The following is a 19,014-nucleotide window of genomic DNA, read 5'->3' as shown; positions in this document are numbered from 1 at the left end:
TTTGCCTCCTCTTATTGAACAAATACTCAGAAACTGTCGAGTAATGAACAAAACGGATTTTTTTGTCGGTTGTAAGCGCTTGCCGAACCAGATTATAATTTTATTATACAGTTGTTCAATAACTTACAGGAGGTTTTCATTGATGAAATTCGAAGGGAAAGTAGCGATCGTTACAGGGGCGGCATCAGGCATGGGCAAGGCCATTGCTGAAGGCTATGCACAAGAAGGTGCGAAAGTTGTCGTGTCAGATATGAACCTAGAAGGCGCCAAAGCGGTTGCTGACGGCATCAAAACAAATGGCGGCGAAGCAATTGCAGTGCAGACGAATGTCACGTCTACCGAGGATTTGGAGCGTTTATTCGAAGAAACTAAACAGGCATACGGCAAGCTTGATGTCTTGATCAACAACGCAGGCATTATGGACGGCATGGAGCCGGTCGGCGAGATTTCCGATGAGCGCTGGGACAAGGTGTTTGCGGTGAATACGACTGCTGTCATGCGGACGATGCGCATCGCGACTGCCCTTTTCCTTGAACAGGGCCATGGCGTCATCATCAATAACATCTCAGCAGGCGGGCTTTACGGTGCCCGTGCCGGTGCGGCCTATACGGCGTCGAAGCACGCGGTGGTCGGCTTGACGAAAAACACAGCATTCATGTATGCCGATAAGAACATCCGCTGCAACGGCATTGCCCCGGGCGCTGTCATGACGAACATCGGCAGCACGATGAGCAATATCAGTGAAGCGGGCATGAACCGCCAGCAGCTCGGCATGGCGATCAACCCGCGCGTCGGGCAGCCGGAAGAAATTGCGAAATTGGCAATTTTCCTCGGATCGGACGATGCCAGCTTCGTTAACGGCCAAGTCGTGACAGCAGATGGCGGCTGGACCGCTTATTAAAATATCCACAAGAATAGATAGTTGAGAACCAGCCGTTTTTCTTCGGCTGGTTTTTTCTGCATTTTCATAGCGAATGCATTTAGAGCCATGAACGCAACAATGCCGCATCCGCTTTTCTTTCTGCCTTCCCTCCTGATCGTTTATTATCGCGCTTCAAGCAACCGGGGCACCCGCTCCCATTCTTCTTCCGCTATGGCATAACGGACGTTTCCCTGTTTGGTCTCGGTCTTTTGCGCGGGATCCTGGAAACTCACGCTGCCTTTCCATACCGGGTACTCGATCGTTCTACCATTCTCCTGGTGGAAGGTGAACGTCAGGTTGTTGCCGATGGCCTTCACCGGGCCTTCCATCCGCCCACGTGTTCGAATGCCCAGACGATCAGCGCGACGTCTTCTTCCCGCTCAACAGTGAACGTCTCTCCTGTTTCGGAAAAGGCGGCGCCGCGCATGGCCACGGTTTCCGTGGAATGTCCTTGCCCGCCTCTGAGGAAACCCGCTCCGATTACCAGCAGCAGGAATACGGCGGTGGCGAATAAAGGATATTTTTTTCATACACCTACCTTCTTCTCCCCGGCAACTAAAAGAAACTGCCGGATTCGTTTGTAATCTGGAATCTATTTGGATATCATTTACTTTATACAGGGATGAAAAGTCCATCCACACTACGCATTTAGGAGCAGATGACCTGTGAAACTAACCATTGCGCCAACCGAACAGCAACTGAGAACGTGGATGGAAACATTCGTACCCGGACTTGACCTGTTTTTTATAGAAGAAAACGAATTGGCTCTCTACAAAAGCGAGCTGACAGCTGTGCTTGTCGTGCCGATCAAAGAGTTTATGGCCCACGGCGAATACAAGCGCCTGCAGTTCGCCAACAGCTACTTGTACTGGAATATCGCAAGCGGAGTGAGCCACGTCATTGTCGCGACGCCGGATTGGATCGAACGCTTGGACCCGGCAAAAAAACAGCGCCTCCTAGAACGGCAAGTACGCGTAGACAGAGGGTTGGTCTTCCCGTTGGAAATGCTGCCGGACGCTCCGGCTGAGCATACCGTGGAAGTGGACGGCCTCTCTTTTGCCGTCGTGCAGCATGCAATGTGGCAGCGCTTGAGCACCGGAGCAAAAGAACGCTTATTGAAGGAATACCTGTTGCTGTGGGATCGTCCTGAAAGTTTTGCACTCCCTGAAGACGTACCCCGGCACCTCGAAGCGTTCGCCAATCGCTACAGCAGCAGCCACGGCGGCAACTGCCTGTCTGCCACGTTATTCGCCGCCTCCGGGCAAGACTGGATTGCCGGCGAATGGGTGCACCCCGAAACGTTCTGGAATAGCTTGCAGCGGCTGGGATTTATCCAAAGCAACAAAGCGCCGGACCGCGGGGATATTGCCGTCTGGTGCAATAAAAAAGGTGTGGTGCAGCATGCCTCCTTCTGCCTCGGAGCCGGCCTGTACTTCAACAAGAACGGACAGACGTTCTTCAATCCGTGGAAAATCGTCGATGAGCAGGAATTGAACGGTGTCTGGGGGCATCTCGGAAAAACCGTCTTCACCTTGTCGGACGGAAAGCAGCCATTCGCCATGCAGCAGGACCAAGCCTAGCGCCTTTGCCGTCAATTTGTATGCCCGGGCACGTGAGGAAGGGCCGGATTTTGAAATGCGCTACCTGGCATTACTGCGCGATTCCGGGAAGATGCCTGCAGAAGAATTGGTCTTGAAGCATCTGGGGGAAGACATCACAATGCCAGCGTTTTGGGAAAAAGGCATGTCGCTCTGCCTCCAGGATATCGAGGAATTTATTAAGCTGGCGGATCGGATATCAGCTTTTGACCAAAGATGAAACTTCCAAAAACCGGCAGCGGACTTCATGTCCGCTGCCGGTTTTTGAGGGTTGTAGCGCTGTGGCCCTTCATCTGAATTTCTCCGCCAACTCAAGGAGGATTCCTTCCGGCCCTTTCAAATAGACCAGCTTGTATTGGCCTTTGTAATTTTGGATCTCGCTGAGCACTTCCACTCCGCTCATGTTCAGTCTTGCCAACACCGCTTCGATATCATCCACCGCAAAAGCGATGTGCCCGATGCCAAGCGTATTGGCAAACGTTTCCCGAATGCCGCGTTCATCTTCCGGTGTTTGGTAATGAACGAGTTCGATCCATACTTCACCGTCTCTTGTGCCCAACGCGGCACATGCCACTTTGGCGTTCGGGAGCGCTGTGATATTTTCCAAAAGTTCACCGTCCATCTCCCATTCGCCGATCACGTTCAGCCCGAATTCGAGAAAAAACGCTTTTGCCGCTTTTAAATCCGCTACATTGACGCTCACGTGGTCAATTCGTTGAATATCCATTTTTCTCACCCCTCTCGTTTTTTAACTTCTATCCATATTTAGGCATTTGCCTATATTATTCGGGGCGGACAGATGATTTCCTTCCAAGAACAAGATCCCAACGCAAAAGATTTCTCTCCAGCCGCCGGCTCTTTAAGCTGCTCCCGGAAACCTCACACGAAATGAAAAAACGAACCGCCTTTTTTAGGGCCGGTTCGTTTATATGAAGGGAAAATGAGCGATTAAGTCTATTTCGAGGCGACAAGTAGCCTCAGTTTTCCTGGAGATAATCTTTCGCCATATAATAAGCAGCAGCTGTGAACAGCTGCGTCTTCACTTCTCCGCTTTGCAGCTGGCTGCCGAAGCCGGCGAACCCGAAAAGGACCGTTTTAAGCTCTTCGGTAGCATCCAATACGGGGTCTTGCGCCTTGAATGCATCCACCAGCAAATAGGTCTTGATTTTATTGGTCTGGACTGCCGGATTGACCATGAAGTCGCCAAGCAGGACCGGCGGCGCAAGGGATGTATAGCCGGTCTCTTCCAGCACTTCCCGGAGTATGCCTACTTCACCGGTTTCCTCTGCTTCAAGCTTCCCTGCGGGGACCTCCAAATAGAACTCCCCGCCGCCGTGGCGGTATTGTTCGACCAAAACGAGTTCTTGGTCTTTCGTCAGCACAACCGCATTAACCCAATCTTCAAACTCGTTGATATAGACGGGGGCGATCAACTGGCCGTCCGGCAGCTCGCACGCTTCTTTGCGCAAATTGCCAAACGGCGTTTCATATAGGTATTCACTGTGGCGCGTCTTCCATTTCTGCATCCTTTGCCCCCAAGTCATTTGATAATCGGCCGCGCCGACCCATTCACCCAATCATCGATAAAGCGCGCCTGGTGCACATTGAGCGCCGGGAGGTCATGCTTCGAAAAAAAGTGGTGGGCATGGCTTTCTTCAGCGTCTTGGAGCAAACGGCCCGAGAACTGGACGGTGTGGAAAACGAGCTGGACGCTGAAGACCTGGTCGCCGTTTTGGTATTCGGCAAAGCCTTCAGCACCGGAATAAAGCCCGAACAGCGTCAAGTCCCCGACCATCAGGCCCGTCTCTTCGAAGGTTTCCCGCTTGGCAGTCTCGAGGAAAGTCTCTCCCGGTTCCATGACGCCGCCCGGAATCCCCCATACGTCCCGGTCTTTCCGGTGCTGGAGTAGGATGTGCCCGTCCTGTTCTATAATGATGCCGCAGCCGACCGTCATCAGCAATTCATTGCCGATCAACCGGCGCATCGTTTGTATGTAATCCATTTTTGCCTCCTATTTGCCGCTGCGCTTGCTGAATTTGTAGAATGCGAATACCAGGATCAACGGTACGCTGACCATCAGGCCGAACACCGTGACTGCCGCAATGACTTCGCCGATTTGAATAGTTGAAGCTACCTGCATCGTATATCCTCCTTTGAACATTCATTCGTGAATCATCTTATCTCTGATTCTACACGAAAGGAGCGGCTTTTTGGCTTTTTGCTTCAGTTTTGCGCGCGAAAGAGCGTGTGCAGGGTTTCAGCGGACGCTGCATCCAGCACTCCGTATCCTTCTTCTTCATTATTGCTTTCAATCTCGGCCGTGCCGTCCTCAGCAAAAGCGATCCGGTGCTCAAAAAGCCGCTCCGGCATGTTCTTCTCCAATTCGTAAAATAAAACCGCGGTGTAGTCCGCATCAATGACTTCTTTTGCGGTGTCTGTCTCCCAATCGATCTCCGCCAGTACGTCGCGGTAGACGGTCAATGCTTCCTCATCCGCAATGATCTGTTCCTCTGCTTCGCCTTCCGTAAAGATGTCCACCCGAGTTAGTTGATCTCCTGTATCAGCGAAGATGGACGCCGCTGCCAGAAGCCCCGCACCCATCAACCCAATCAAAGCAAAACGCCGCTTTTTCATCCGATTTCCTCATTTCCTGGTTTCTTTATTTTATATGTATTCGACGCCATCCATCTTTTTCCTTTTCCATTTCGTTGCAGGGTTAGCGGACCGCCTTGGGTAGCCAAACGGCGGACAGAAGTCTATACTTTGGGGAAACCATGCATAGCGGACTGCTGTTTCCCGCTGCACTCGGAACAGGGGATATACAGAAAAGAAATGAGGAATACCCATGACAGAAGAAAGAACCAGTGAAACAGAAATCAGCGCCTATATCTCGAACGTCTTGCGGAGCCATTTCGGAAAAGGGCCGGCTTCCGTCTACGTGACCATGAAAGCTCCGTTCATTACGATCCATTGCCGCGGTTTGAATTCCCCGATGGAGAAGCTGCTCCTCCGGCAAGGAGAATGGGAGCGGGTCCTAAAGACGCGGGACCTGATCCTGGATGATATGAAGGAAGAGATCATGGAGGAGCTTCGCCGCATGGCGGGCTTTGATATCTTGGATTTCTTTGCGGATTGGAACTTGGAGCATGAGTCCGGCATGTTTGTCGGTGTGCTGGATGAAGAACCGGAAGAAGCGGATTTCGAATGGCCAGACGGGGTAAACCGCGAAGAAGTGGAAAACAAAGTGGTGGAGGCAAGTGAAACCGCCGAAAAAAAGCCAGGGCAAGTCAATAGTTTCTGGCTCAGTGACCGTACTTTACTTATTGAGCGGCGCAAAATCCTGGTCGGCATCGAAAAGGCGTTGATCGCAAACGGACATACGGAAACCCTCAGGCTGTCGAAGCGGCCACTGGAGCGGTCACTTCTCTATAACGCCGGTCTCAGCGATGTTCTAACGCGCGAGGTGCAGGAAATCTTTGTCGATTGGGACTTCGGCAAAGACATCAGCTATATCGTTGTTGTTCTTGCAGCGGCCTGACCTCCTCACGATTCCAGAGCTGCACCCGGAAATCCGAAAAGAACCACAAAAAAAGAGAGCCGTTGGGCTCTCTTTTCCGTTTCGTAGATCCAGCCGGTGGAAGGATCCACAAGCGGCTTGGCATTTATTGAGCAGTGACAGGGGTTTCAGTTGGCGCAACCGGCGCTGTAGTTGCCGGTTCTTCAACGACCGGCGGTTCCTCCGGCAGGTAACTGAACGGGATGATCAGCTCTTTTTCCCAATCGTCAACGATGATATGGCCGGATTTGCCGGTCAGGTCCATGCTGCCGATATTGAATGTTACAGTTGTGCGGTCTGCTGAAAACGAAGCAGTCGTCGGCACGAATTCCGTTTCATCGCCGTTGTCGAAACGGATTGAGTAGTAGAACGAATCTGCAATGTCCTGCGCTTTGAATTCAGACGGTACAGCTTCGGTCAGCGTCACTTTAAACGATTTGCTGTTGACCATTTCGGCTTTCAGGACTTCCGGATAATAGAATGATTCAAACATGAACATAAAAGTATTGTAAAGGAGGTTCGCAAACTCTCCGCGTGTGATGTTGCTGTAAGTTCCGTACGAAGTAGCGGTTTTCCCCGTCGTGATTTCCGTGCCATAAAGGGCACCGATATACGGAGCAAAGACGCCGCCTACGTCGGTGAATGGCGTTTCTTCTTCAAATTCCTGCAATTCGAACGCTGTGACCAAAAACTTCGCCATCGCGCCGCGCGTCAGGATGTCGTTCGGTTTGTATTGTGTAGCCGTTACACCCGAAACGATTCCGAGTTCCGCCAGGCCGTTGACTGCACCTTTGACACGGGTGTTCAAATCAGTAAAGCCGGCATCCGGTGCTGTTTCAGTATCCGCACCGATGGCATTTGCCAAAATGACTGCTGCATCTCCACGCGTCAATTGCTGCGAAGTGCCGAACTGTGTTGCCGTTTTACCTTTGATGATTTCGTATTCATACAGAAAGCTCACTGCTTCTGTATAGCGCTCACCGACATCGGTGAAAGGATGGCTTGCTTCTTCTGCATGTACGGGTGTTGCTACAGCCGCTACTGCGACGATGGCAGTGCTTGCTGCCAAGAAAAGTTTGTGGTTGTTCAATTCGGTAATCCCCTATTCTCTATGTTTTCTCGCTACGCTGGTCCGGTCTGTACAGTTGCCTATCCTATCCGTTGTTCACAATGAGCGGTACAGAAATATTATAACTGGTAAAATTAGAAAAACAATACTTTTTTGAGGATAGTTTTTAAAGTTTTAACTTTTATTTTCTACCCGTACATAAAATTGCCGGTCCAAGCCTTTAAACCTGCTAATATGAAGCATTCGTCTTTCAGGTAATCAAGCGTTGAATTTCCAAAAAAGCGGGCCCCCATGTTCCCCAGCGGACAAAAATTTATTATCTCTAAAGGAAAACAAAAAGAACCGGAATCGATGGATTCCGGTTCTTTTCGTCAGTTCACTTTTTTCGGGCTGTTCCAGTACATTTCGCGCAAGCGGAATTTCTGCAGTTTGCCGGTGGCCGTCTTCGGCAGCGCATCGACAAAATCGATCGACTTCGGGGCTTTGAAATGCGCCATATTGTCGCGGGTATACGCGATGATGTCCGCTTCCGTGCATGCAGCGCCCGGCTGGAGCACGATGATCGCTTTCGGCACTTCGCCCCATTTCTCGTCCGGAACGGCGATGACGGCCACTTCCATGACGTCCGGGTGCTTATAGAGCACCCCTTCGATTTCGGTCGAGGAAATGTTTTCGCCGCCGGAGATGATCATGTCTTTGATGCGGTCCTGGATCTCAATATAGCCGTCGGGATAGGTGACCGCGAGATCCCCTGTGTAGAACCACCCATCCTTGATCGCTTCAGCCGTCTTTTCGGGATCCTTATAGTAGCCGCTCATGACGACGTTGCCGCGCGTGACGATTTCACCCAGTTCTTTGCCGTTCCACGCGACTTCCCTTCCGTCCTCCTGGTTGACGACTTTCGTTTCCCCGTTGAACGCGAGCTCAATCCCTTGTCGCGCTTTGATGGAGGCCTGTTCGTCAGCTGACAGGCTATCAAACTCCTGATGCCATTCGCAATACAGGATGAACGGCGACGTTTCGGTCAGCCCATATACGTGCATCATATTCAAACCGAAGACCGATTGGGCTTTTGCGATCAGCGCAGCGGCAGGCGGCGCACCCGCTGTCGCCATACGCAATTTGGTTTTTAACTTGATTTCTTTTGCTTTCGGTTCGTTGACGAGCATATTGACGACGGTCGGCGCGCCGCATAACAGCGTCACCTGGTGCTGCTCAAACAGTTCAAGAATGCGCGGGGGATCGACTTTGCGCAGGCAGATATGCGTCCCGCCTGCCGCTGTCAGTGCCCATACGCCGCCCCAGCCATTGGCATGAAACATCGGCAGCGTGTGCAGATAGACGTCATCATGGGCCACATTCAAATGATAAAGGAAATTGGCGGCGTTCAAGTAATTGCTGCGGTGCGTCAGCATGACGCCTTTCGGGTTCGAGGTGGTGCCGCTAGTATAGTTCAGCGTCAACATCTGGTTCTCATCAATATCGACTTGCGGTAGCGCACCGTCCTCCGGCATTTCGCTAATGAATTCTTCATAGGATACGCCGTTGATCTTCGACTCGCATCCCGGCACGTCGACGACGATGTATTTCTGGAGAGGCAACGTCTCCTGGATGTCCTCGATCAATTTGCCGAACTCAGCGTCTACAATGAGCATTTTCGCGTCGCTGTGGCGGATGATGTATTCGAGGTCCTTGGCAGTCAGCCGGTAATTGAGCGGCACCATCACGGCACCCAGTTGGCAGATGCCATAGAAGCTCTCGAGCATATAGTGGGTATTCGGCAGCATGACCGCGACATGGTCACCTTTCAAGATGCCGGCATTGTGCAGTGCGTATGCCAGCTGGTCCGTCCGCTTGCCGAACTCTTTGTATGTAAATGTTTTTTCTTCATCAACCACCGCCACTTTCTCCGGGTAATACTTGATGGCGCGGCGTTTCCAATCCAATGGTGTAAGTGGTGCAAACATGAACATTTCTCCTTTCACTGCAGCTTATTTGAAACTGTTATATATCAAGTATAGAAACCTTCTCAGGCAGTGTCAACGAAGCTGTCAGAATAGAACGACATTTGAAGAAATCCATATAAAGGTTACATAATTATTTTATTTATTACATAATCATATACTTATACAGAACGACATTTCATTAAGAAAATAAGTTTACATAAATGATTTATTTATAATATAAGCAAATTATTATGTGTTTGAAACCTTGTCCTTAACCTACTTTGCCGGTTAAATACAAAAAAAGCTGACCCTGAAGGGATCAGCTTTTTTTGTTGTATTCGGTTCAACCCTGCTCTTTTGGAGCAGGCAGTTCTTTTTTGTAGACTGCAGTGACTTTACCGTCAGCTGCTTCATCAGCGATGAACGACCCGTTGGAATAGCGGTCAACCGTTTTCAGTTTTGTGGCCGTGATTGAAAGTTCGGCACCTTTGGCCGTTTCGATCAGCACTTCCTCTGCCCCTTCAACTGGTACGACTGCCACGATGCGGTGCGGGTTGGATTTCAATTCGCGCAGCATGACGACGCCTCGCTTCGCCCGGCTACCTGTTTCAAATTCCTGGAGCTTCATCTTCTTCGCTGCCCCGCGGTGCGTAACCAAGAGAAGATCCTGGCTCCGTTCCGGGTGGATCATGATGGCAGAGACGACCGAATCGCCGTCTTTCAAATTCACGCCTTTGACGCCTGCTGTCCGAAGTCCGGTCAATGGCACTTCGTCCATCGGGAACCGCACGCCATAAGCTTGATTGGTCGCAATGAACAATTCCGTTTCTTTCGTGACCAATCCGGCAAAAACCATCGTATCGCCTTTTTTCAGATTCATCGTCTTGATGGCTCGGGAGTAGCGCTGGACATGGTAGTCCTTCAGAGCCGACCGTTTGACCATGCCATTTTTCGAGACGGTGAGGATGCTCGCATCAGCTTCGAAATTCTCGAATGGATACACAGCAAGAATCGATTCATTCGGCTCCAATTGGACGATGCTCGACAAATGCTGGCCGAGGTCTTTCCACTTGATGTCCGGCAATTCATTGATCGGCTGATAGACGAAATTGCCGTTGGACGTGAAGATGAGGACGGTATGCTGTGTGTTCAAAACGCGTTCGAACAGCAGATGATCCGAATCCTTCATCGCAAAGTCCTTGCCGTTCGAAGCGGCGTGGGAACGCGTGCTTGTCCGTTTCACATAGCCTTCCTTCGTGACGGTCACCACGACGTCTTCACTCGGAATCATCAATTCACGGGTAATCGTGATTTCCTGGATCTTTTCTTCAATGACGGAACGGCGCGGTTCGGCAAATTGCTTGCGGATGCCGGCGAGTTCCTTCTTGATGACGTTCTTCAGTTTGGTAGCGCTGGTCAGGATGCCGGTCAATTCCGCAATCCATTTCTTCAGGCTTTCCGCTTCGTTTCGAAGGTCGGTGATGTCGGTGTTCGTCAACCGGTAAAGCTGCAAGCTGACAATCGCTTCTGCCTGAGCTTCTGAAAACGCAAACGAATCGATCAAATTGTTCTTCGCATCGCGCTTGTCTTTCGACGCACGGATGGTCTTGATGACTTCGTCCAAAATCGACAGCGCCTTCATCAAACCTTCCACAATATGCATGCGGTCATTGGCTTTTTGCAAGTCGTATTCTGCACGTTTCGTAACGATTTCTTTTTGGTGCGTGATATAGGCATCCAGCAAGGTATGCAGCGTCATCATCATCGGCCGGCGCTTGTGGATCGCGACCATATTGAAATTGTAGCTGACCTGCAGATCGGTGTTTTTGAATAAATAATTCAAAATGCCGTTCGCATCCACTTCTTTTTTCAATTCGATGACGATCCGCAGCCCAGTGCGGTCGGTTTCATCGCGGACTTCCGAAATGCCTTCGAGTTTCCGGTCAAATCGCTGGTCATCGATTTTCTTGATCATGTTCGCTTTGTTGACTTCAAACGGGATCTCCGTGATAACGATCTGTTCTTTTCCGCCTTTGAGCGGTTCGATTTCAGCTTTGGCGCGGACAATGATCTTCCCTTTGCCTGTCTCGTAAGCTTTCTTGATGCCGTCGACGCCCTGGATGATGCCGCCTGTCGGGAAATCCGGCCCTTTGATGACCGTCATCAATTCCTCGATGGTTGCATTCGGGTTGTCCATGCGCATCAATACTGCATCGAGCACTTCGCTTAACGCATGCGGCGGGATGTCCGTTGCATAACCGGCAGAAATACCGGTCGAGCCATTGACCAAGAGGTTCGGAAAACGGGCCGGCAACACAGTCGGCTCCATATCCGAATCGTCAAAGTTCGGGATGAACTCTACTGTGCGTTTGTCGATGTCGCGCAGCAATTCGCCGGCAATCGATGACAAACGCGCTTCCGTGTAACGCATCGCAGCCGGGGAATCCCCGTCCATCGATCCGTTGTTCCCGTGCATTTCAACGAGCATATGGCGCACCTTCCAGTCCTGGCTGAGGCGCACCATCGCCTCGTACACGGACGTGTCGCCGTGCGGGTGATAGTTGCCGATAACGTTCCCGACCGTCTTGGCCGATTTCCGGAACGCTTTGTCGTTGGTATTGCCTTCTTTGAACATCGCATACAAAATCCGGCGCTGAACAGGCTTCAACCCGTCCCGTGCATCCGGAAGTGCACGGTCCTGGATGATGTATTTACTGTAACGCCCAAACCGATCGCCGATGACTTCTTCTAATGGCAGATCTTGAAAACGTTCGGTCTGTGTCATACAACTTCCTCCTCAGCATGAATCAAATCATTTTCTAGAATGTTTCCGTCTTCCTCCATACCGAAGTCGACGTTGTTCTCAATCCATAGGCGGCGCGGTTCAACCTTGTCGCCCATGAGTGTGGTGATCCGGCGTTCGGCACGTGCTCCGTCCTCAATTGTGACGCGGATCAGCGTGCGGCTTTCCGGATTCATTGTCGTTTCCCACAGCTGATCGGCGTTCATCTCGCCTAGACCTTTGTAGCGCTGCAGCATATAGCCCTTGCCCACTTTTTTCGTAGCCGCTTCAAGGTCGGATTCGGTCCATGCGTAATCGATGACTTCTTTCTTGCCTACGCCTTTTGACACTTTGTAGAGCGGCGGCAGGGCGATGAACACTTTGCCTGCTTCGATCAGCGGCTTCATGTAGCGGTAGAAGAACGTGAGAAGCAGCACTTGGATGTGTGCTCCGTCCGTATCGGCATCGGTCATGATGATGACTTTGTTGTAGGCGATGTCTTCGACAGAAAAGTCCGAAGCCACGCCGCCGCCGATTGCATGGATAATCGTGGAAATCTCTTCGTTTTTCATGATGTCTTCAAGCTTCGCTTTTTCAGTATTGACGACTTTCCCGCGGAGCGGCAAGATTGCCTGGAATGTCCGGTCGCGGCCTTGCTTCGCGGAACCGCCGGCCGAGTCGCCCTCGACGAGGTACAATTCGTTTTTCGAGGCGTTGCGTGATTGCGCCGGCGTCAATTTGCCGGACAATAATGCATCGGATTTCTTGCGCTTTTTGCCGTTGCGCGCATCCTCCCGCGCTTTGCGGGCAGCCAGGCGCGCTTGTGACGCCCGGATGGCCTTACGGACAAGCGAGGCACTCAATTCTGCATTTTCTTCCAGATAATACATCAGCTGCTGCGAAACGACCGCATCAACGATGCTCCGTGCTTCACTCGTGCCGAGCTTGCTTTTCGTCTGCCCCTCGAACTGCAGGAGCGCTTCCGGAATACGGACGGAAACGATCGCCGCAAGCCCTTCGCGGATATCGGAGCCTTCAAGGTTTTTATCTTTGTCTTTCAGCAGGTTGATTTTACGTGCATAGTCATTGAACACACGCGTCATCGCCGCTTTCGCACCGGTCTCGTGCGTTCCGCCGTCCCGTGTCCGGACGTTGTTGACAAACGACAGGATGGTCTCGGAATAGCCGTCATTGAATTGGAATGAAAATTCCACTTCAAGTTCGTCCTGCTGCCCTTCCATATAGGCGACAGGGTGCAGCACGTCTTTCTCTTCGTTCAAATAAGCGACGAATGCTTCAATGCCCGTTTCAAAAAAGAACGAATCGTGTGTATCCGTGCGTTTGTCGGTCAGCTCAATTTTGAGGCCTTTCAGCAGGAACGCCGACTCGCGCAGCCGTTCGCTCAAGGTCTCGTAATTGTACTTGGTCGAAGAGAAAATTGTCTCATCCGGCAGGAAATGGATTTCTGTTCCGGTTTCTTTCGTCTTGCCGATTTCTTCAAGTGTCGTGACGGGTTTTCCGCCATTTTCAAACCGCTGGCGGTATTTCTTGCCGTCGCGGTGGATGGTCACTTCCAGGAATTTCGACAATGCGTTGACGACCGAAGCTCCGACGCCGTGCAGGCCGCCGCTTGTCTTATAGCCGCCCTGGCCGAACTTGCCGCCTGCATGGAGCACGGTCAAGATGACTTCCGGCGTCGGTTTGCCGCTGCGGTGCATGCCGGTCGGCATTCCGCGCCCATAGTCGCGGACGCTCAAGCTATTGTCTTCGTGGATCGTGACATTGATGCGGTCGCCGAATCCTGCAAGCGCTTCATCGACCGAGTTGTCGACGATTTCATAAACCAAATGGTGAAGACCTCTGGCATCAGTCGAACCGATATACATACCCGGGCGTTTTCTAACGGCATCTAGGCCTTCGAGTACTTGGATTGCTTCTTCGTTGTATGCCGTATTTTTAGATTTGGCCATTGATTTTCCCTCCAACAAAACATCTGTTCGTATTTCTCTTATCTATTAATCGTATCGGGAACGCGCCCATCTGTCAATAATCATAGAAAAAGAGCGCTAGGCGCCCTTATTACCTAAAATCACCTTATTTTAAGATGGCGTGTTCCACTTTGATGCAGCGGTCCATGATAACAGTGCGTCCGGCTTCGGTCAACTTCTTGAAGACCTCTTCGTCGACGACATTCAACTGTGTCCAAAAGACCGGTGCGTCCGTTTCCAGATATGCTTCTGCCAACTCCGGCAGGAATTCGCTGCGGCGGAAAACATTGACGATGTCCACCGGTTCAGGAACTTCCGCAAGGGACGCATAGCTCTTTTCGCCGAGCACTTCGTCCGCCTGTGGATTGACCGGGATGATCCGGTAGCCCGCTTTTTGCATCGCTTCCGACACCATATAGGAAGTCCGGCTCGGGTTCGGGCTCAAACCGACGACCGCAATGGTCTTCGACTCATCGAGCACTTTTTTGATTTCTTCTCGGCTTGGATTTTGCATGCTGATCACCTGTCCTTTTCATTCTATCATACATGATTTGCGTTGCGTTGTTGAATAATCAAGCGAATATTGTCCATTGATCCGGCTTCATGTTAAACTGAAAACATAAATACATATGGCTCAAAGGAGTTTTCCATGGACATTATTTTTCCACTTATTCTCGCTTATTTGCTTGGCTCGATTCCATCTGCGCTCTGGATCGGGAAGATTTTCTACAGAACCGATATCCGCACGAAAGGGAGCGGCAACCTCGGCGCGACCAATACATTTCGGACGCTCGGCGCAAAAGCCGGCATCGCCGTAACCGTGATGGATATCCTAAAAGGCACTGCAGCTACCATGATCCCTCTTTTCATCGCTACCGACATCCACCCGCTCGTCTTCGGCGTGCTTGCGGTCATTGGCCATATGTTTCCGGTTTTTGCGAAATTCAAGGGCGGCAAAGCGGTGGCAACTTCCGGCGGCATCCTGCTCGGCTATCAATGGCCGTTGTTCCTGGTCGCAGTTGCAGTTTTGCTGATCGCGCTGAAAATCACGAAGATGGTATCGCTTTCTTCTATTATTTTAGCAGTAGTTGCGGTTATTTATACAGTCATTTACACTTTTTATTCACAAGATTATCCATTTTTGATTGTTATTTTGATTCTTGCCGGGTTTATCATTTACCGGCACCGGGCGAACATTGCCCGGATCAAAGCCGGCACAGAACCGAAAATCAAGTGGTGAACAGCCGCTGAAAGGGCGTGTGACGATGAAAATCAACATCAGCAACGACGCATTCGAATGGTTTCAGAACGAAATGGAAGTAGAACCGGGAGATACGGTCCGCTTCTTTGTCCGCTACGGCGGCTCGAGCAAGCTGCAGCCCGGCTTTTCACTGGGTGTCACCAAGGATGTCCCGGCAGAAGCCGCTGCAAAAGTGGAACAAGGCGACGTGACGTATTACATCGAAGCGACCGATGCTTGGTATTTTGACGGTCACGATCTTTTTGTCAACGTCAATGACGATCTCAAAGAATTGAATTACGATTACAAAAAGGAAGAAGCGTGAATTCACGCTTCTTCCTTTTTGAATCGGTGCAATTGATGGAGCATGTCTTCCGCTTCCATGATGCGCAGCTGGTGCTCGCCGAACAAGTCGAAATGCGGGTAGTTGTTGCGCAGGTCCATCCATTCCGGCTTCAACCCGTACTGCCTCCCCCAACTCTCCAGCTTTTCGAGATCGCTGCAGCCGACCTTCGTGACGGTTGAACAGCCCGGAAACCGGACGTCGACCCAGTAATGCGTCAAAAAAGCGATTTCCCCTTCGGCGACTTGCTGCTTCCAGATCAAGAGCTCTTCCCGCTTAATTCCGAACGCCATCGGGTGCCTGCTTTTTGATTTCTTCGTATTTTTCATGCCATTCCGGATAGATTTTCTTCAAGGAAACCGGACGGAATGACTCTTTTTTCACGACCACATGCTCGGACGTTGCCGTCGCTGCGAGCGTGCCGTCTTCATGGAGGATTTCATAGCCATAGGTCGTACGCAGGCGGCCATGCTCTTCCACCCATGTGCGGACGATCGCTTTTTGGCCGTACCGGAGCGCTGCCTTGTATTGGATGGAAATATCGGTCACTGGCGACAAGTAGCCTTGGCTTTCCATTGCCGCATAGGTGAAGCCGACGTCTTCAATCAGTTTCGTCCGGCCGATCTCCAGCCAGATGATATAGTTTGCGTGGTACACCACGCCCATTTGATCGGTTTCCGCGTAGCGGATTTCGATTTCTTTTTCGCTTATGTGCATTTCCTCTTTCACCTCTAGGTAAGTATACCGAATTTCTTCCGGGAAATAAAAAATAAGGCCGCCCGGGGCGGCCTTATCTTATCAGCGTCAGCTTACGCTTCCACTAATTTTCTTCTCAATACCATTTGCAGGATGCCGCCGTGACGGTAGTAGTCGACTTCAACTTCAGAGTCGAAACGAACTAGCGCTTCGAATTCCGTTACAGTGCCGTCTTCTGCAGTCGCAGTGACTTTCATGATGTCGCGCGGTTTCACGTCATCAGTCAAGTTGACAGAAATGGTTTCGCGGCCTGTCAAACCAAGTGAATCCGCGTTTTGTCCGTTCAGGAACTGAAGCGGCAGAACGCCCATCATTACAAGGTTCGAACGGTGGATCCGCTCATAGCTTTCCGCGATGACTGTTTTGATGCCCAATAGGAATGTCCCTTTGGCAGCCCAGTCACGCGAAGAGCCCATGCCGTAATCTTTTCCAGCAAGTACAACCAGGCCAGTGCCTAGGTCTTGGTACTTCATCGCTGCATCATAGATCGGCATCGTTTCGCCTGTCGGCCAGAATGTTGTATAGCCGCCAGTTGTTCCAGGAGCCACTTGGTTGCGGATCCGGATGTTCGCGAATGTTCCGCGCATCATGACTTCGTGGTTTCCGCGGCGTGATCCGTAAGAGTTGAAATTACGCGGTTCTACGCCGTTTTCACGCAAGTACTTGCCTGCAGGAGTATCTTTGCCGATCGCTCCAGCTGGTGAAATATGGTCTGTCGTGATGGAATCTGCGAATTTCGCAACAACGCGCAAGCCGGCAAGTGTCTGGATCGGCTGCGGTTCTCTTGAAAGTCCTTGGAAGAACGGTGGGTTCTGGATATACGTCGAATTCTCATCGAAGTTATAAAGCGAATCGTCGTTCGTTTCAATCGCATTCCATGTTTCGTTTTCATCGAATACGCGAGCATATTCTTTGCGGAACAATTCAGGCGTAACTGTGCTCTTGACAACTTCATTCACTTCTTCAGTTGTCGGCCAGATATCGCTCAAGAAGACATTGTTTCCATCTTTGTCTTGTCCGATCGGGTCGTTCTGAAGATCGATGTCCACTGTTCCAGCAAGTGCATAAGCAACAACCAATGGCGGTGAAGCCAAATAGTTCGCTTTAACTAGCGGGTGGATGCGGCCTTCAAAGTTACGGTTACCGGAAAGCACAGAAGTCACCAATAGATCGTTGTCCAAAATCGCATCTTCGATTTCAGGAAGCATTGGGCCTGAGTTACCGATACATGTTGTACAGCCGTAGCCGACCAAGTTGAAGCGGATTTGCTCAAGGTAATCCAAGAGTCCAGCCTGCTTCAGGTAGCCTGTAACAACTTTCGACCCTGGAGCCAATGAAGTTTTTACGTAAGCTGGCGGCATTAAGCCTTTTTCAACTGCTTTTTTCGCAACAAGTCCAGCACCGAGCATAACGTACGGGTTGGAAGTGTTTGTACAAGAAGTGATCGCCGCAATGCCGATCGCGCCTGTCTTCATGACAGCAGTAGAGCCATCTTTGAAGTTTACAGTTGCTGTTTTGTTGATTTCCTGGTCGCTAAGCGCAAAACCATGAGGTCCTTCTGGAGCAGTGACCGCTTTGTTGAATTCTGTTTTCATTTGAGAAAGCGGAATCAAATCCTGCGGGCGTTTCGGTCCGGAAAGGTTCGGTTCGATCGCTGAAAGGTCCACTTCGATCGTATCCGTGTAAACCGGATCTTTGTCTGCATCGAAGAACATGTCGTTCGCCTGCAAATAAGCTTTTACGACAGCGATATGCTCTTCTTCGCGGCCCGTCAAGCGGAGGTAATCCAACGCTTCTTCGTCAACCGGGAAGAAACCGCAAGTTGCGCCGTATTCTGGTGCCATGTTGGCAATTGTTGACCGGTCAGCAAGCGGCAATGTCGTAACACCCGCGCCGTAGAATTCAACGAATTTCCCAACTACGCCTTTTTGGCGGAGCACTTGTGTAATTTTCAGCGCCAAGTCAGTTGCTGTCGCGCCGTTTGGCAACGCATTCACCAATTTCACACCGATAACTTCCGGAATCGGGAAGAATGATGGCTGTCCAAGCATACCGGCTTCCGCCTCGATGCCGCCGACGCCCCATCCGAGTACGCCAAGTCCGTTGATCATCGTCGTATGGGAATCAGTTCCGACTAATGTATCCGGATACGCTTCGAACGTGCCGTCTTCATTTGCGATGGCATGGACGACGTTCGCCAAGTACTCAAGGTTTACTTGGTGGACGATGCCTGTTTCCGGTGGAACCGCACGGTAGTTGTCGTACGCTTTTTGAGCCCAGCTAAGGAACTGGTAGCGCTCCGCGTTGCGTTCGAACTCCAATTTCGTGTTGATCTTCAATGCTTCGTTCGTGCCGTAGCTGTCTACTTGTACAGAGTGGTCGACAACGAGGTCAACTGGAACATCCGGGTTGATCTTGTTCGGGTCTCCACCCATTTCTGCCATAGCAGAACGGAGTGCAGCCAAATCGACGACAACCGGTACGCCTGTGAAATCCTGAAGGATTACGCGTGAAGGCTTGAATGGCACTTCGGCTTCTTTGTTGGCGTTCTTGCCCCATTTTGCTAATTCTTCAACATGCTCGTCTTTGATGACGTATCCGTCGTGCTGGCGCAACACGGATTCCAATAGCACTTTAATTGAGTAAGGAAGTCGTGATACTTTCGCGATTCCTGCTTCTTCCAGAGCGGCTAAACGATAATAGTTATACGTTTTGCCATTCAGCTCAAAAGAAGTACGGCTATTATGCAAACTGCTTTTTGCCATGATCATGTTCCTCCTTTAAATCTTCTGAAAAGGCTAGTTATAGCGTCTT

20 protein-coding genes are annotated in these 19,014 nt (G+C 50.9%); 6 read left to right on the top strand and 14 right to left on the bottom strand.

Features of this window, described 5'->3' with window-relative positions; translation table 11 throughout:
- Window positions 1-142: 142 nt before the first annotated feature.
- Complete coding sequence (locus ACFSDB_RS15170; protein WP_204890626.1) at window positions 143-901, top strand: SDR family oxidoreductase; 759 nt, start codon at window positions 143-145, stop codon at window positions 899-901.
- A gap of 143 nt (window positions 902-1,044) precedes the next feature.
- Here ACFSDB_RS15170 and ACFSDB_RS15165 read toward each other — a convergent pair whose 3' ends face one another.
- Window positions 1,045-1,239 carry a hypothetical protein gene (locus ACFSDB_RS15165; RefSeq protein ID WP_204890625.1) on the bottom strand — a complete coding sequence of 65 codons (195 nt, stop codon included), beginning with the start codon at window positions 1,237-1,239 and terminating at the stop codon, window positions 1,045-1,047.
- Window positions 1,240-1,587: 348 nt separating this feature from the next.
- Between ACFSDB_RS15165 and ACFSDB_RS15160 the strand changes: the two genes are divergently transcribed.
- Both ACFSDB_RS15160 and ACFSDB_RS15155 read left to right on the top strand, forming a co-directional pair.
- Window positions 1,588-2,502 carry a hypothetical protein gene (locus ACFSDB_RS15160; protein ID WP_204890624.1) on the top strand — a complete coding sequence of 305 codons (915 nt, stop codon included), beginning with the start codon at window positions 1,588-1,590 and terminating at the stop codon, window positions 2,500-2,502.
- 55 nt (window positions 2,503-2,557) lie between these two features.
- A complete protein-coding gene (locus ACFSDB_RS15155) occupies window positions 2,558-2,740 on the top strand; it encodes a hypothetical protein (RefSeq protein ID WP_204890623.1) in 183 nt (60 codons plus the stop codon).
- Between the two features lie 69 nt (window positions 2,741-2,809).
- Here ACFSDB_RS15155 and ACFSDB_RS15150 read toward each other — a convergent pair whose 3' ends face one another.
- From ACFSDB_RS15150 to ACFSDB_RS15130, 5 genes are all read right to left on the bottom strand, one after another.
- Window positions 2,810-3,247: a VOC family protein gene (locus tag ACFSDB_RS15150; protein WP_204890622.1), complete on the bottom strand. Its 438-nt coding sequence runs from the start codon at window positions 3,245-3,247 to the stop codon at window positions 2,810-2,812.
- Between the two features lie 250 nt (window positions 3,248-3,497).
- Window positions 3,498-4,046 carry an NUDIX hydrolase gene (locus ACFSDB_RS15145; RefSeq protein WP_204890621.1) on the bottom strand — a complete coding sequence of 183 codons (549 nt, stop codon included), beginning with the start codon at window positions 4,044-4,046 and terminating at the stop codon, window positions 3,498-3,500.
- Window positions 4,047-4,060: 14 nt separating this feature from the next.
- Complete coding sequence (locus ACFSDB_RS15140; protein ID WP_204890620.1) at window positions 4,061-4,522, bottom strand: NUDIX hydrolase; 462 nt, start codon at window positions 4,520-4,522, stop codon at window positions 4,061-4,063.
- A gap of 9 nt (window positions 4,523-4,531) precedes the next feature.
- Complete coding sequence (locus ACFSDB_RS15135; protein WP_377340490.1) at window positions 4,532-4,660, bottom strand: hypothetical protein; 129 nt, start codon at window positions 4,658-4,660, stop codon at window positions 4,532-4,534.
- An 83-nt stretch (window positions 4,661-4,743) separates the two neighbouring features.
- The gene (locus tag ACFSDB_RS15130; RefSeq protein WP_204890619.1) at window positions 4,744-5,154 is read right to left on the bottom strand and encodes a hypothetical protein; all 411 of its coding nucleotides are present in this window, start codon (window positions 5,152-5,154) and stop codon (window positions 4,744-4,746) included.
- A 211-nt stretch (window positions 5,155-5,365) separates the two neighbouring features.
- Here ACFSDB_RS15130 and ACFSDB_RS15125 point away from each other — a divergent pair, with 211 nt between their 5' ends.
- Window positions 5,366-6,058, top strand: a complete 693-nt coding sequence (locus ACFSDB_RS15125) for a Na-translocating system protein MpsC family protein (protein ID WP_204890618.1) — start codon at window positions 5,366-5,368, stop codon at window positions 6,056-6,058.
- Window positions 6,059-6,182: 124 nt separating this feature from the next.
- Here the strand turns inward: ACFSDB_RS15125 and ACFSDB_RS15120 are convergent, their stop codons facing one another.
- The 5 genes from ACFSDB_RS15120 to ACFSDB_RS15100 all read right to left on the bottom strand — a co-directional run bounded on the left by ACFSDB_RS15120 (window position 6,183) and on the right by ACFSDB_RS15100 (window position 14,375).
- Complete coding sequence (locus ACFSDB_RS15120; protein WP_204890617.1) at window positions 6,183-7,166, bottom strand: S-layer homology domain-containing protein; 984 nt, start codon at window positions 7,164-7,166, stop codon at window positions 6,183-6,185.
- Between the two features lie 350 nt (window positions 7,167-7,516).
- On the bottom strand, window positions 7,517-9,112 hold the full coding sequence (locus ACFSDB_RS15115; protein ID WP_204890616.1) for a long-chain-fatty-acid--CoA ligase: 1,596 nt from the start codon (window positions 9,110-9,112) through the stop codon (window positions 7,517-7,519).
- A 322-nt stretch (window positions 9,113-9,434) separates the two neighbouring features.
- Window positions 9,435-11,876: a DNA topoisomerase IV subunit A gene (gene parC / locus ACFSDB_RS15110; RefSeq protein WP_204890615.1), complete on the bottom strand. Its 2,442-nt coding sequence runs from the start codon at window positions 11,874-11,876 to the stop codon at window positions 9,435-9,437.
- Window positions 11,873-13,843, bottom strand: coding sequence for a DNA topoisomerase IV subunit B (parE, locus tag ACFSDB_RS15105; RefSeq protein ID WP_204890614.1), 1,971 nt, complete (start codon window positions 13,841-13,843; stop codon window positions 11,873-11,875). The genes parC and parE overlap by 4 nt, the downstream gene beginning before the upstream one ends.
- Before the next feature lie 124 nt (window positions 13,844-13,967).
- Window positions 13,968-14,375 (bottom strand): CoA-binding protein, encoded by a 408-nt coding sequence (locus ACFSDB_RS15100; RefSeq protein ID WP_204890613.1) that lies wholly within the window; start codon window positions 14,373-14,375, stop codon window positions 13,968-13,970.
- 135 nt (window positions 14,376-14,510) lie between these two features.
- Between ACFSDB_RS15100 and plsY the strand changes: the two genes are divergently transcribed.
- Both plsY and ACFSDB_RS15090 read left to right on the top strand, forming a co-directional pair.
- Window positions 14,511-15,101, top strand: a complete 591-nt coding sequence (gene plsY, locus ACFSDB_RS15095; RefSeq protein WP_204890612.1) for a glycerol-3-phosphate 1-O-acyltransferase PlsY — start codon at window positions 14,511-14,513, stop codon at window positions 15,099-15,101.
- Window positions 15,102-15,126: 25 nt separating this feature from the next.
- Complete coding sequence (locus ACFSDB_RS15090; RefSeq protein WP_204890611.1) at window positions 15,127-15,426, top strand: HesB/YadR/YfhF family protein; 300 nt, start codon at window positions 15,127-15,129, stop codon at window positions 15,424-15,426.
- 2 nt (window positions 15,427-15,428) lie between these two features.
- Here ACFSDB_RS15090 and ACFSDB_RS15085 read toward each other — a convergent pair whose 3' ends face one another.
- The 3 genes from ACFSDB_RS15085 to acnA all read right to left on the bottom strand — a co-directional run bounded on the left by ACFSDB_RS15085 (window position 15,429) and on the right by acnA (window position 18,965).
- Window positions 15,429-15,737, bottom strand: coding sequence for a hypothetical protein (locus tag ACFSDB_RS15085; RefSeq protein WP_204890610.1), 309 nt, complete (start codon window positions 15,735-15,737; stop codon window positions 15,429-15,431).
- On the bottom strand, window positions 15,721-16,161 hold the full coding sequence (locus ACFSDB_RS15080) for an acyl-CoA thioesterase (protein WP_204890609.1): 441 nt from the start codon (window positions 16,159-16,161) through the stop codon (window positions 15,721-15,723). The genes ACFSDB_RS15085 and ACFSDB_RS15080 overlap by 17 nt, the downstream gene beginning before the upstream one ends.
- Window positions 16,162-16,253: 92 nt before the next feature.
- Window positions 16,254-18,965 (bottom strand): aconitate hydratase AcnA, encoded by a 2,712-nt coding sequence (acnA, locus tag ACFSDB_RS15075; protein WP_377340482.1) that lies wholly within the window; start codon window positions 18,963-18,965, stop codon window positions 16,254-16,256.
- Between the last annotated feature and the right edge of the window lie 49 nt (window positions 18,966-19,014).

Origin of the sequence: Planococcus chinensis, assembly GCF_042681545.1 — a bacterium.
Taxonomy (GTDB): Bacteria; Bacillota; Bacilli; order Bacillales_A; family Planococcaceae; genus Planococcus; species Planococcus chinensis.
The sequence above is the reverse complement of the archived record's forward strand: the minus strand, read 5'-3'. Positions and strand labels throughout refer to the sequence as shown.

Coding starts and splice junctions, on each gene's coding strand:
- ACFSDB_RS15170 (WP_204890626.1), top strand. CDS start 143: ATGAAATTCGAAGGGAAAGTAGCGATCGTTACAGGGGCGGCATCAGGC.
- ACFSDB_RS15155 (WP_204890623.1), top strand. CDS start 2,558: ATGCGCTACCTGGCATTACTGCGCGATTCCGGGAAGATGCCTGCAGAA.
- ACFSDB_RS15150 (WP_204890622.1), bottom strand. CDS start 3,247: ATGGATATTCAACGAATTGACCACGTGAGCGTCAATGTAGCGGATTTA.
- ACFSDB_RS15145 (WP_204890621.1), bottom strand. CDS start 4,046: ATGCAGAAATGGAAGACGCGCCACAGTGAATACCTATATGAAACGCCG.
- ACFSDB_RS15140 (WP_204890620.1), bottom strand. CDS start 4,522: ATGGATTACATACAAACGATGCGCCGGTTGATCGGCAATGAATTGCTG.
- ACFSDB_RS15135 (WP_377340490.1), bottom strand. CDS start 4,660: ATGCAGGTAGCTTCAACTATTCAAATCGGCGAAGTCATTGCGGCAGTC.
- ACFSDB_RS15130 (WP_204890619.1), bottom strand. CDS start 5,154: ATGAAAAAGCGGCGTTTTGCTTTGATTGGGTTGATGGGTGCGGGGCTT.
- ACFSDB_RS15125 (WP_204890618.1), top strand. CDS start 5,366: ATGACAGAAGAAAGAACCAGTGAAACAGAAATCAGCGCCTATATCTCG.
- ACFSDB_RS15115 (WP_204890616.1), bottom strand. CDS start 9,112: ATGTTTGCACCACTTACACCATTGGATTGGAAACGCCGCGCCATCAAG.
- parC (WP_204890615.1), bottom strand. CDS start 11,876: ATGACACAGACCGAACGTTTTCAAGATCTGCCATTAGAAGAAGTCATC.
- parE (WP_204890614.1), bottom strand. CDS start 13,843: ATGGCCAAATCTAAAAATACGGCATACAACGAAGAAGCAATCCAAGTA.
- ACFSDB_RS15100 (WP_204890613.1), bottom strand. CDS start 14,375: ATGCAAAATCCAAGCCGAGAAGAAATCAAAAAAGTGCTCGATGAGTCG.
- plsY (WP_204890612.1), top strand. CDS start 14,511: ATGGACATTATTTTTCCACTTATTCTCGCTTATTTGCTTGGCTCGATT.
- ACFSDB_RS15090 (WP_204890611.1), top strand. CDS start 15,127: ATGAAAATCAACATCAGCAACGACGCATTCGAATGGTTTCAGAACGAA.
- ACFSDB_RS15085 (WP_204890610.1), bottom strand. CDS start 15,737: ATGGCGTTCGGAATTAAGCGGGAAGAGCTCTTGATCTGGAAGCAGCAA.
- ACFSDB_RS15080 (WP_204890609.1), bottom strand. CDS start 16,161: ATGCACATAAGCGAAAAAGAAATCGAAATCCGCTACGCGGAAACCGAT.
- acnA (WP_377340482.1), bottom strand. CDS start 18,965: ATGGCAAAAAGCAGTTTGCATAATAGCCGTACTTCTTTTGAGCTGAAT.